Origin of the sequence: Pseudomonas sp. SIMBA_067 (genome assembly GCF_046534675.1) — a bacterium.
GTDB classification, from domain to species: Bacteria; Pseudomonadota; Gammaproteobacteria; order Pseudomonadales; family Pseudomonadaceae; genus Aquipseudomonas; species Aquipseudomonas putida.
Map to the genome: position 1 here is coordinate 25,686 of NZ_JAWRYH010000007.1, position 12,208 is coordinate 37,893.

General features: G+C 63.3%; 12 protein-coding genes. 6 read left to right on the top strand and 6 right to left on the bottom strand.

Going from position 1 to position 12,208, the window contains the following annotated elements; translation table 11 throughout:
• The first annotated feature begins 169 nt into the window (after positions 1 to 169).
• The 3 genes from SB765_RS16515 (at position 170) to SB765_RS16525 (ending at position 4,070) form a co-directional block, all read left to right on the top strand.
• On the top strand, positions 170 to 1,924 hold the full coding sequence (locus SB765_RS16515) for a phosphoethanolamine transferase CptA (protein ID WP_410931609.1): 1,755 nt from the start codon (positions 170 to 172) through the stop codon (positions 1,922 to 1,924).
• 234 nt (positions 1,925 to 2,158) lie between these two features.
• Positions 2,159 to 2,545 (top strand): hypothetical protein, encoded by a 387-nt coding sequence (locus tag SB765_RS16520; protein ID WP_410931610.1) that lies wholly within the window; start codon positions 2,159 to 2,161, stop codon positions 2,543 to 2,545.
• Between the two features lie 10 nt (positions 2,546 to 2,555).
• Positions 2,556 to 4,070 carry an MDR family MFS transporter gene (locus SB765_RS16525; protein ID WP_410911198.1) on the top strand — a complete coding sequence of 505 codons (1,515 nt, stop codon included), beginning with the start codon at positions 2,556 to 2,558 and terminating at the stop codon, positions 4,068 to 4,070.
• Positions 4,071 to 4,088: 18 nt separating this feature from the next.
• Here the strand turns inward: SB765_RS16525 and SB765_RS16530 are convergent, their stop codons facing one another.
• The 4 genes from SB765_RS16530 to SB765_RS16545 are packed head-to-tail and all read right to left on the bottom strand — an operon-like array spanning position 4,089 to position 7,499.
• Positions 4,089 to 4,625, bottom strand: coding sequence for a membrane integrity-associated transporter subunit PqiC (locus tag SB765_RS16530; protein WP_410931611.1), 537 nt, complete (start codon positions 4,623 to 4,625; stop codon positions 4,089 to 4,091).
• Positions 4,626 to 4,636: 11 nt separating this feature from the next.
• Positions 4,637 to 6,277 (bottom strand): intermembrane transport protein PqiB, encoded by a 1,641-nt coding sequence (locus SB765_RS16535; protein ID WP_410931612.1) that lies wholly within the window; start codon positions 6,275 to 6,277, stop codon positions 4,637 to 4,639.
• On the bottom strand, positions 6,277 to 6,906 hold the full coding sequence (locus tag SB765_RS16540; protein ID WP_410931613.1) for a paraquat-inducible protein A: 630 nt from the start codon (positions 6,904 to 6,906) through the stop codon (positions 6,277 to 6,279). The genes SB765_RS16535 and SB765_RS16540 overlap by 1 nt, the downstream gene beginning before the upstream one ends.
• Entirely contained in the window at positions 6,903 to 7,499 is a 597-nt protein-coding gene (locus SB765_RS16545) for a paraquat-inducible protein A (protein ID WP_341798300.1), read from the bottom strand. Before SB765_RS16545 ends, SB765_RS16540 begins: the two co-directional genes overlap by 4 nt.
• A 145-nt stretch (positions 7,500 to 7,644) precedes the next feature.
• Between SB765_RS16545 and SB765_RS16550 the strand changes: the two genes are divergently transcribed.
• Positions 7,645 to 8,118: a hypothetical protein gene (locus tag SB765_RS16550; RefSeq protein ID WP_341798299.1), complete on the top strand. Its 474-nt coding sequence runs from the start codon at positions 7,645 to 7,647 to the stop codon at positions 8,116 to 8,118.
• A 47-nt stretch (positions 8,119 to 8,165) separates the two neighbouring features.
• Here the strand turns inward: SB765_RS16550 and SB765_RS16555 are convergent, their stop codons facing one another.
• On the bottom strand, positions 8,166 to 9,071 hold the full coding sequence (locus tag SB765_RS16555; RefSeq protein WP_016500346.1) for a LysR family transcriptional regulator: 906 nt from the start codon (positions 9,069 to 9,071) through the stop codon (positions 8,166 to 8,168).
• Between the two features lie 215 nt (positions 9,072 to 9,286).
• Here SB765_RS16555 and SB765_RS16560 point away from each other — a divergent pair, with 215 nt between their 5' ends.
• Positions 9,287 to 9,694 (top strand): VOC family protein, encoded by a 408-nt coding sequence (locus tag SB765_RS16560; RefSeq protein WP_063422911.1) that lies wholly within the window; start codon positions 9,287 to 9,289, stop codon positions 9,692 to 9,694.
• A 9-nt stretch (positions 9,695 to 9,703) separates the two neighbouring features.
• Positions 9,704 to 10,273: a hypothetical protein gene (locus SB765_RS16565; protein WP_341798298.1), complete on the top strand. Its 570-nt coding sequence runs from the start codon at positions 9,704 to 9,706 to the stop codon at positions 10,271 to 10,273.
• Between the two features lie 124 nt (positions 10,274 to 10,397).
• Here the strand turns inward: SB765_RS16565 and SB765_RS16570 are convergent, their stop codons facing one another.
• Entirely contained in the window at positions 10,398 to 12,071 is a 1,674-nt protein-coding gene (locus SB765_RS16570; RefSeq protein ID WP_341798297.1) for an MFS transporter, read from the bottom strand.
• Positions 12,072 to 12,208 lie beyond the last annotated feature (137 nt).

Here is a 12,208-nt window from a genome sequence, read left to right on the forward strand (position 1 = left end):
ACATCATACCTGTGCGGCCTGCGCATTGCGCCAGTAAACATGGCGCTGGGGTACCCGCCGGCCCCTATTCCTCGCCACCTTGACGTTATTTTCACACGCCGCAGATTAGCGTCACGCCCTTTCAGGTCACGGGCACATCCGCTGGCCTCCAAGGTACGACGAGGCATACGTGTCACACACTACATCCCCCGCCGCGCACACGCGCGTGGACTGGGCCGGCCTGGGCTGGCTGCTGCTGTTCTTCTGGTACTTCTCCGGCGTCACCCAGGCGTTGCTGTTGTTCAGCGGCACTACCGGCTTTGCCGGTTTTCGCGATGCGTTCTTCCTCAGTAGCCTGTGGCTGGCCCCGGTGCTGCTGCTGCCCCGCTTCACCCGCGCCACGGCGGCCGTCATCGGCCTGGTGCTTTGGGCTGCATCGCTGGTGGGCTTGAGCTACTTCGGCATTTATCGCCAGGAGTTCTCGCAAAGCGTCATCTTCGTGATGTTCGAGTCCAACACCGCTGAAGCCGGTGAGTACTTCAGCCAGTACTTCAGCGTGTGGCTGGGCCTGGCGCTGCTGCTGTACACACTGGTGGCGGTGCTGCTGTGGAAGCGCCTGCGCCCGGTCAGCCTGCCCCTGCGCAGCCGCCTGCCGGTTGTGGCCCTGTTGCTGGTCGCCAACCTGGTGTACCCGTTCTACAAGCAGATGGTGACGCAGGAGCGCAACTTCGCCGATGCCGCCGAAAAAGTGCAGCAGCGCATGGAGCCCGCAGTGCCCTGGCAACTGCTGGTCGGCTACCGTCAGTACCTTCAGCAACTGGACAACATGCAGAAGTTGCTGGCGCAGAACGCCGCGTTGCCGCCCCTGCAAAACCTGAGTGACAGCAGCGGTACGGCGCCACGCACGCTGGTGCTGGTGCTGGGCGAGTCCACGACCCGCGAGCACATGCACCTGTATGGCTACAACCGCGACACCACGCCCAACCTCGACGCGCTGGCCGCCAGCGACAAGGGGCTGACGGTGTTCCGCGACGTGGTATCGCCGCGCCCGTACACCATCGAAGTGATGCAGCAGATCCTCACCTTTGGCAACGAGCAGAACCCGGACCGTTTCCTAACCGACCCGTCACTGATCAACCTGATGAAACAGGCAGGCTACAAGACCTTCTGGATCACCAACCAGCAGACCATGACCAAGCGCAACACCATGCTGACCACGTTCTCGCAGCAGACCGACGCGCCGGTATACCTGAACAACCAGCGCAACCAGAACGCCAGCCAGTACGATGACGTGGTGCTGGCGCCGTTCGAGAAGGCCCTGCAAGACCCTGCGCCGAACAAGTTCATCATCGTGCACCTGCTGGGCACGCACATGGACTATCGCTTTCGCTACCCGAACGACTACGCGCACTTCACCGACAGCCAGGGCGTACCGAAAGAGCTGACGCCAGACCAGGTAGAAACCTACAACTTCTACGACAACGCGGTGCGCTACAACGACTACGTGGTATCGAGCCTGATCAAGCGTTACTCGGCCGGCAGCCCCAATGGCTTCCTGCTGTACCTGTCCGACCATGGCGAAGACGTGTACAGCTCCGGCAACCACGACCGCCTGGGGCGCAACGAAGGCGCGCCGACCCGGCCGATGTACACCATCCCGTTCCTGCTGTGGACCTCGCCCAGCTGGCAGGCCGAGCACCCACGTGATTTGCAGGCCATGGCCAACCGCCCTTACAGCAGCTCGCACCTGATCCATACCCTGTCCGACCTGGCCGGGCTGAGCTATGACCGCTTCGAGCCGGCCAAGAGCCTGGTGAGCCCGCAATTTGTGGTGGCACCGCGCTGGATTGGCGACCCGTACCGCAAGGATGGCTTGCGCGAGTTCGACCACCTGCCGTTGGACAAGCCCGAGCGGGTGCAGGAAACAGCCAGTAATCGCCAGTAGATCGCCACGTGTAGGAGCAGCCTTGTGCTGCGAACAGGCCGGTATTGGAGGCATACGGATGTGTGGCCTGTACCGGCCGCTTCGCAGCACAAGGCTGCTCCTACCAGAATCGCGATAGGCCGTAGGCCGCATAAATTAAATTTAAATTGATTTTAAATTAGCCAACGCTTCCTCGACCTCAGCGACCTGCAACGCATCACCCAAGGCAGCCAGACACCGAACGAAAAGCTGCGCGTGCTGGTGGAACTGGTGGTGCAAAAGGCCACCCAGGCTCGGGACAACTGGCATTTGCGGGTACTGGCCGCAGAAATCCTCGCCCCCAGCCCTCACGGCCAGGCGCATCTGCAGGCCGCCGCGCCACTGCGCCTGTCACTGCTCAAGGGGTTGTTCAGCGAGGTCAGCACCATCCCGGTCGACGAACCGGCCCTGACCCGCTGCATCCTGTGCGTCACGGCGCCGTGGGCAATGCTGCTGATCGGCCCGCGCGGCGGCTCCGGGGCGCTGCACGAGATTCTGCAGATGCCCAGCGAGGCCGTTGCAGCGCAGCTTTACCGCTTTGCCCTTGCAGGCCTGCAAGACGCTGGCCAGCAGCATGCCCAGGCCAACGCCACCCCCAGCTGAGGTAAGCACCGTGCAACCTGTATCCACTGATACCCCCCCCGCCGCAACGGACGCGCAAACCTCCATTCCACTGCTGCTGGCAGCGCTGATGCTGGTGATGTTCCTGGCCGCCCTCGACCAGACCATCGTCTCGACCGCACTGCCAACCATCGTCAGCGACCTCGGTGGGCTGCGCTGGCTGTCGTGGGTGGTCACCGCCTACCTGCTGGCCTCCACGGTAGTGGTACCGCTGTATGGCAAGTTCGGTGACCAGTTCGGCCGCAAGCGTGTGCTGCAGGTGGCCATCGTCCTGTTCCTGCTGGGCTCGGCCTTGTGTGGCGCAGCACAGGACATGGCCCAGCTGATCGCCTTCCGCACCCTGCAAGGGCTGGGTGGCGGCGGCTTGATGGTGGTAGCGATGGCCGCCATCGGTGATGTCATCCCGCCTGCCGAACGTGGCCGCTACCAGGGCCTGTTCGGTGGCGTGTTCGGCCTGGCCACCGTGGTAGGGCCGCTGATCGGCGGTTTTCTGGTCGAGCAGCTGTCGTGGCACTGGATCTTCTACATCAACCTGCCCCTGGGCCTGCTGGCGCTGCTGGTGATCGGCAGCGTGTTCCGCCCGCACGTGGCTTTGGTACGGCATACGGTGGACTACATCGGCGCGTTTTTCCTTACCGTGGCATTGGCTGCCTTGGTGCTCATCACCAGCCTCGGCGGCAGCCTGCTGGCGTGGCAGTCGCTGGACATGTTGTGCCTTTCGCTGTTCGCCTTGATCGGCCTGGTCGGCTTCGTCCTGGAACAACGCCGCGCCGTCGAGCCAATCATGCCGCTGCACCTGTTCCGTCACCGGACCTTCGTGCTTGCCGGGCTGATCGGTTTCATCGTCGGGGTGTCGCTGTTCGGCGCCGTCACCTTCCTGCCGTTGTACATGCAGGTAGTGAAGAACGCCACGCCCACCAGCGCCGGGCTGCAGATGCTGCCGCTGATGGGTGGCCTGCTGGTAGTGTCGGCGATTACCGGGCGACTGATCAGCCGCTGGGGGCGTTACCGAGTGTTCCCGATCCTCGGCACCCTGCTGCAAGTCATTGCCCTGGGCTTGCTCAGCCGGCTGGAGCTGGACACCCCCATGGCGCTGATGAACCTGTACATGGGCTTGCTGGGTGCCGGCCTGGGGATGGTCATGCAGGTGCTGATCCTGGCTGTGCAGAACAGCGTCGAGTTACGCCACATGGGCGTGGCGACTTCCGGGGCCACGTTGTTCCGCTCGATTGGCGGCGCCATCGGGGTGTCGCTGTTCGGCGCTTTGTTCTCGCAGAGCTTGCTGGGCGGCCTGGACAGTGACTTCGCCGCCAGTGCCGGGGGTGCCGCGAGCCTTTCGCCGGCCGCCGTGCATGCCCTGCCCACTGCCCTGCAGCACAGTTACCTGCAGGCGTTTTCCGGGGCAATGCATGGTGTGTTCCTGCTGGCCGGGGTGATCACCAGCGTGGCTTTCGCACTGTCCTGGCTGCTGCGCGAGGTGCCGCTGCGCAAGGCTACGCAGGCGTAAACATAGGCCCACAGGCCTTCAGGCAGATGGCGAGCAGCGACCCCGAGCGGCACTGCCCCGCACTGCCTCGGCCAGTTTGCGCAGGTTGGCCTGGTGCGCATTTACCAAGCTGGTAATGCTGTTGTCAGTCGCAGTCTGCACCGAGGTGCGGCAGGTCAGCTCAGCCTGCCCCACCAGCTTCAGGCGCCACACGGCTTCCAGCGAGGCATAGCGCCCCGGCACCGTATCGAAGCGCTGTACGTCCACCCGCACTGCCGCCTTGGCGTCACCCGCCGGCCCACCCAGCTGGTCCTGCAAGGCGCTGCGAAACTCATCCACCAGGTTGGCACCCCACCATTCCGTCTCCAGAATGGCCAGGCCACTCTGCCCTTGCCGCACCACCAGTTGCGGGCGGTCCACCTGGGGCGGCACGACCACCCGGGTCACCCGGATGTGCTGCCCGCTGTCACGCATCGGCTCGTTCGGCACCAGCGTGTGGTAGTTGTTCGGCGTACTGCTGCAGCCCCCGAGCCACGCCAGCAGGCTGGCCACACACACATTGCGCAGTCGTTGCATCGGCTGTCTCCTCAGGGTTCAAGCTCTGCGGCCCCGGCCGCTTTCGGCCGCCCGCGAATCAGCGACTCGGGGTGCCGGCCCAGGTAGTCGGCAAGGTCGCGCAGCGACCGCGACATGCGCTCCAGTTCGTCCAGTGTTTCGCCCATCCGCTCGCGCTGCGGGGAGTCCTCGGAAATGGCCGCATTGGCCGTGCGCAGGGTCTTGTGCATTTCATCCAGCGCCACTTTCACATCCGGCAGCGTCTGGCCATTGAACTGTTTCAGGCTGGCGCGCAGCTCACGCAGGCTACCGTCCAGGTTGCTGGCGATGCTTTCCAGAGGCAACTTGGCAATGCGCTCGACCACCCGTTGCAGCTGCTCCTGCAACTGCTCCAGGCTGCCCGGCAATGTGGGGATGGTGATGGGGTTGGCGGCCATGTCGAAGGCCACCTTGGGGGTATCCGGGTAAAAGTCCAGGGATATGAACATCTGCCCGGTGATCAGGTTGCCGCTACGCGCCTGGGCCCGCAGCCCATGCTCGACAAAGGTGCCGATCAGCCGCCGCGCCCCATCCACATCGCCCTCGGTGTGCTTGAACACCGCCAGCATCTTGCGGTGCACCGGCCCCAGCCGCTGCGGGTAGACCACCGCATCGACCACCACCGGGAAGGACTGCCGCTCGGCATCGTAGTCAAGCTTGATCGAGGTGACCCGGCCAAACTCCACGCCCTTGAACTCCACCGGCGCACCCACCGACAGGCCGCGCATGGCCTGGTCGAAGCGCAGCTGCAGGTATTGCGCCTGGCCATTGGGCGGGGCCAAGGCGGAGTCTCGGTCGGCAAACAGCTGGAAGCGGGCCTGATCGGCAGCAGGCTCGACCTGCGGGGCAAAATCGGGCGAACCAAAGGCCAACCCGCCCACCAGGATCGATGACAGCGATTCGGTATCGACCTTCAGGCCGTTGGCGCCAATCTGCATGTCGACGCCACTGGCATTCCAGAAGCGGCTATCAGCGGTGACGAAACTGTCGTAGGGGGCCTGCACGAACACGCCAATCTCCACCCCCTTGCCATCGTCTTGCAGGGCAAAGGACACCACCTCACCGACCGGGATCTTGCGGTAGTAGATCGACGAGCCGACATCCAGCGAACCCAGGTCACTGGCGGTGAGGAAGAAGCGCTTGCCCTTTTCGTCGAAGGTAATAGGTGGCGGCAGTTCCAGGCCGACAAAGGTCTTTTCCGGTACTTTCGATTCGCCGGAATCGGCCCCGATGAAACTGCCTGACAGCAACGTATCCACCCCAGAAATCCCGCCCATGCCGATGCGCGGGCGCACTACCCAGAAGCGCGCGCCCTGAGCGGCGAACGCGCGGGCATCATCGGTCAACTGCACCTTGGCGACCACACTTTTCTTGTCATCAGCCAGGTCCACCGTAGTGACTTCGCCAATCACCACGCTGCGGTACTTGACCTGGGTCTTACCCGCCACCAGCCCTTCCCCGGAGTGGAAGGAAATGGCAATGACCGGGCCCTGCTGCATCCAGTTGCGCACCACCAGCGAAGCGCCAATCAGGATTGCCAGGATCGGCACGATCCACACCAGCGACACACTCCAGCGCCGGGTGCGTACCTCAACCTGCCCCGCGCCTTCGCGCTCGTCAGTCTGCTGCCCCATCAGTGCGGCCTCCCCTCGTTGGCATGGCTATCCCAGATCAGGCGTGGATCGAAGCTCATCGCAGAAAGCATGGTCAGCACCACCACCAGGCCGAAGAACAGGATGCCCACCCGCGGCTCGATGGTGCCCAGCCCGCGCAGTTGCACCAGCGCCGCCACCAGCGCCACCACCATGACATCGAGCATCGACCAATACCCGATCAGCTCGACAAGGCGGTACAGCTGCGAGCGCTGCCGGCAGGCCCAGGTGGAACGGTGCTGGACGGTGAACAGCAGCAGGCCGAGCGAGAAGAACTTGATCGCTGGCACCCCCACGCTGGCAATGAAGATGATCAGCGCGATGTCCCAGGCGCCGGCCTCCCAGAACTCCAGCACACCACCGCCAATGGTGCTTTCGCTGCCACTGCCAAGCATTTCGGTGTGCATCACCGGCAGCAGGTTGGCAGGAATGTAGAACACCAGCGCCGCCAGCAGAAACGCCCAACCCCGAGCGATGGCGTTGGCCTTGCGCCGGTGAATGGCGGCGCCGCAGCGTGTGCAGATGTGTGCACTGCTGCTCAGGTCACAGGCCTGACCGCAGCCATGGCACAGGCACAGCCCCAGCTGGTCGGCGTTGGCCGGGTAATTCATACCTGCACCCACAGGTCGCGAATATCCTTACCGGCGATATGGATAATCAGCATGCTCAGCGCGGCCAGGGCCAGCAGGCCGATACCGGGGATAACATCGAGCAGCCCGGCCAGCTTGATCACCGCCACCATCGCCCCCAGCAGGCACACCTCCAGCATGCTCCACGGCCGCAGGCTTTCCAGGCCGCGCATGCACAGGGCAAAACCGGGGGCACGCTGGCCGGCCAGGGCAAAACTCAACACCCAGCACAACAGGGCAATCTGCAGCACCGGCGCAAAGATGATCGACAGCGCCATGACCAGGGCGATGAAAGTGATGCTGCCGTGGCTGAGGATCTGCACCGCATCCCATAACGTTGCCGAATGGGTGAGGCCCTGCATACCGATGGTCATCACCGGGTAGGCATTGGCGAACACCAGCAGGATGCCGCCGGTTACACTCAAGGCCAGCCGCTGCTCGATGGTCAAAGACGTATGCCGGTACAGCACCCCGCCACAGCGCTGGCAAAGGGCGCGCTGGTGCTTGAGCAAAGGCGCACGCTGGTACACCGTGTCGCAGTACTCACAGATGATCAGATCCTGGGGCTGGGTCATGGCGTGTCCACGGTTAGCCCGACGTGAGGGTCACATGCAATGGCGAACTCTGTTATCCGGTGTAGACCATGCAGACAAATACGCCATCCCTAACCGATGACGGACTATCCTGTGAAACGGGCTTTCTGCCCGGTGGAGGTGTGCCATGCGTACGTTCACGTGGAGTTACCTGCTGGTGCTGCTGTGTGCCGCATCCGCAGCCCAGGCGCAGTCGGTAGTGCCGCTCAAGGGCCAGAGCAGCCAGCAGATGCAACTGGACATCAACGATTGCAATACCGTCGCTACCAACGCCGCGAACAGCACCGCGACGTCCAGCGAAGCCCATGTCGGTGGCCGGGTGCGTGGGGCAGCAGCAGGCGCCGCCGCCGGTGCCGTGGGCGCGCAAGTGCGCGGCAACCAGCACGAGGAGCTGTATGACCGGACCAGTGACGATGCCAAACAGCAATACCGGCAGAACCGTGCCAGCGAAACGGCCGCCGCCGGTGCAGCGGTAGGCGGCATGCGCCAGCGTCAGGACCGGCGCCAGGATCGGCGCAGCGAAGGCGAGGCCAAAACCCAGGCCCATGCCAGTGCCTACAGCGGTTGCCTGCAAGGGCGCGGCTATCAGATCAATCCTTGATCAGCGGGCACGCCATGCCCCTAGATGTACAGCATGGCGTGCCGCTTTCAGAATTTCGCCAGTTCTTCCCGGCAAAACTCCACAAACAACTGTGCAGGCTTGGTCAGTTGCACCCGCTTCAACCACGCCGCCGCCAGCCCCGACAGCGCCACCGGCTCGGCGATATCCAGCAGGGCCAGGCGCTGGCCGTCGTAGGTGTATTCCGAATGCGGTCGGGTCACCAGCAGCGAAAAACCGAAACCCTGCCCGACCATGCCCCGCACCATCTCGATCGACGGCGAGCTGAAGACGATGTTCGGCGTCAAACCCATCTCGTTGAACAGGCTGACGAAGTAGGTGCGGCTGGGAGCCACGTCCAGCAGGATCATCGGCTCCGGGCACAGGTCACGCAGCGATACCTGGGCCTGGCCGGCAAAGCGGTGGTTTTCTGGCAGCAGCACGTAAGGTTTTTGCGGCGGCATCAGCGGCTCAGCTTCGATGGTGCCGTCCAGGTCATGATCGTAGAGAAACGCCAGGTCGAACGTTCCGGCCGTCAAGCCCTGGATCAGCTCCTGCTGCTCGCCGTCGCGCAGGCGGATATCCACGCCTGGGTAACGCTGGCGGAAGGCGGCGATCAGGCGCGGCAGATACAACGGTGCCACGGTTTCGAAACAGCCGATGTCGATCTGCCCGGCGACGGTGTCGTTGTCAGCCAGGGCGTTCTGCTCGAACTCGTGGGCCATCTGCAGCAGCGATCGGGTCTTGGCGTAGAAACGCTTGCCGCTGGGCGTCAGCGACACACCCTGAGCATGGTGGCGAATGAACAGCTGCACGCCGAAACTTTCTTCCAGGCTCTTGATGGCCGTGGAAATGGACGGCTGGGCGATGTACAGCTGGCGAGAAGCCTCGGCAACGCTACCGGCCTCCACGGTGGTGACGAAGTACTTGAGTTGTCGCAGGGTATAGGCAGCCACGGGCACCTCTTTGACGCCGGTCTGGGCGCGCAGGGATCATGCCTGACACTTTAACCCCGCTCGCTGGCGGACGGGGGCCGGGTGATGAAGGATTTACCTATGGCTTGAGCAGTTTTTTTGTAGAGCGATGGCCCGAGCCCGGCAACAGCTGCTGGCCAAATACTCCCGAACGTCTTTACTGATACCCAACGGCCTCAGCATTACGGTGTACGCCTATGAAGATCGTGGTCACCAGCATTCTCGTCGACGACCAGGCCAAGGCCCTGGCCTTCTACCACTACGTACTCGGTTTCGAGCCCAGGCACGACATCCCCATGGGCCGGCACCGCTGGCTGACGCTGACCTCCCCCAACGATCCCAACGGCGTCGAGCTGTTGCTGGAACCCGACGCGCACCCAGCGTCCAAGGTGTACAAAGCCGCGCTCAAGCAGGATGGCATCCCCGCCACCTCGTTTGGCGTGCGCGATATACAGGCCGAATACACCCGCCTTTGCGCGGCGGGCGTGCAGTTCACCCAGCCGCCCACCGACATTGGCCCCGTCACCGTGGCCGTGTTCGATGACACCTGTGGCAACCTGATCCAGATCGCCCAGAAACACAGACAGCCCCACGCGCACCAATAAGGAAAACAGATGCGCCACGAATTCAGCGAAGTACTCAACGACCTGGTCGATTACTTTCTGCTTGGCGATATCCAGTTGCTCGAACGTTTCAAGCAGGAGCATGAGCTACCGGACGACCTCGCCTACGCCTTCACCCATGGTGACAGCGGCGACAAGGCGGTACGCGAAGGCGTCGTGCTGCCGCTGGCCGGGGTCGACAACCTGCCCTACCGCATTCTGTTCACCCTCGATGGCCATACCCCGGCCCTGCGCGAAGCTGGCAGCCGCCTGAAGCACCGGCGTAATGGTTATGTTTTGCGGGTCGAGCACGGTGCGCTGATGCTGTACACCTGGCGCATCCTGCAGCACTTCACGCCCAAGACCCTGGGTGACCTGATTGCCCGCTACCAGGTGCCGGGGCGGCCGATCATCGAGCTGGACAATGGCTGGTATGACGTGGAGGTACTGGCGGGGGCGCTGGTGCGCGACGGGTTGTACGAGCCAGCGTTCGAGTTCGTGCTGAAGAAGCGCTGGAGCCGGGGTGAGGCCGCGCAGGTGGATACCGGGTATGCCTTTGGCCTGCGCGGCTACTTCGATTGATTAATGGGCTGTACCGGCCTCTTCGCGGGCTCGCCCGCTCCCACAGGTACAACACAAGCCGTGAAATCTGTGTTGTATCTGTGGGAGCGGGCGAGCCCGCGAAGAGGCCAGCACAGCTGCCCCATCAGTTGATATCCCGGTCCTTGGTCTCGGGCAGGAACAGGATCCCCAGCACCGCCGTCATTACCGCGATCACAATCGGGTACCACAAGCCGTAATAGATATCCCCGGTCGCCGCCACCATGGCAAACGCCACCGTCGGCAGGAAGCCGCCGAACCAGCCATTACCGATGTGGTAAGGCAGCGACATCGAGGTGTAGCGGATACGCGCCGGGAATAGTTCGACCAGCCAGGCAGCAATCGGGCCGTAGACCATGGTCACGTAGATCACCAAAATGGTCAGCAGCAACAGCACCATCGGGTAGTGAATCTTCGCCGGGTCGGCCTTTTCCGGGTAGCCGGCTTCTTTCAACGCACCACTCAAGGTGGCGGTAAACGCCTCACTCTGCATCTTGAAGTCCGCTGCGGCCATGCTGCTGCCTTCAAAGCTCGGCAGCACCCGCTCACCAATGCGAATCTGCGCCACGCTGCCAGGTTCGGCCGCCTGGTTGGTGTAGGGAATGGCGCGCTTGGCAAGCAGGCTCTTGGCGATGTCGCAGGAGCTGGTGAATTTGGCCTTGCCCACCGGGTCGAACTGGAACGCGCACTGGCCAGGGTCAGCCACTACCACGACCGGGTTCTGCTCCTGGGCGACGAACACGTCCGGGTTGCCGTACTCGGTCAGCGCCTTGAAGATCGGGAAATAGGTCAGCGCAGCGATGATGCAGCCGGCCATGATGATCTTCTTGCGGCCAATGCGGTCGGACAGGCTACCGAAGATGATGAAGAACGGCGTGCCGATCAGCAACGAGCCGGCAATCAGCAGGTTGGCCGTCTGCGGCTCGATCTTGAGCATCTGCAACAGGAAGAACAGTGCATAGAACTGCCCGGTGTACCAGACCACGGCCTGCCCGGCGGTGCCGCCCAGCAGCGACATGATCACCACCTTGAGGTTTTCCCAGCGGGCGAACGACTCGGTCAGCGGTGCCTTGGATGCCTTGCCCTCGGCCTTCATCTTCAGGAACACCGGCGACTCGTTGAGCTGCATGCGGATGTACACCGAAATCGCCAGCAGCAGGATCGACAGCAGGAACGGCACGCGCCAGCCCCAGGCCTCGAACACCTCAGTACCCATGACCGTGCGGCAGCTCATGATCACCAGCAGCGACAGGAACAGCCCCAACGTGGCGGTGGTCTGGATCCAGGCGGTGAAAAAGCCGCGACGGCCCTTGGGCGCATGCTCGGCCACATAGGTGGCCGCGCCGCCGTACTCCCCCCCCAGGGCCAGGCCCTGCAGCAACCGCAAGGTGATCAGGATGACCGGCGCGGCCACGCCGATCGCGCTGTAGCTCGGGAGCAGGCCCACCAGTGCGGTAGACAGGCCCATGATCACAATAGTGATAAGGAACGTATGCTTGCGCCCGATCATGTCACCCAGGCGGCCGAACACGATTGCCCCGAACGGCCGTACGGCAAAACCGGCAGCAAAGGCCAGCAAGGCGAAGATGAACGAGGTGGTTTCATTGACACCGGCAAAGAAGTGCTTGGCGATGATCGCGGCGAGGGAGCCGTACAGGTAGAAGTCGTACCATTCGAACACCGTGCCCAGGGATGAGGCGAAGATGACCTTGCGCTCCTCCTTGGTGATACCGCGTTGGGGCGCGCTACTGCCCGTGGATGCGCTGTCGAGAACCGCCATGGGTTGCCTCCGTCATGTCGTCATACAGGCCGGAGTACCTCACAACCACTTCACCGTCGCACCCAGGCCCTGGGGCTTGCTTTGGTTGCGCGAAGCACGACGAGGCGGGCCGTCTCGGATCGCAGCAAGGTAAATGA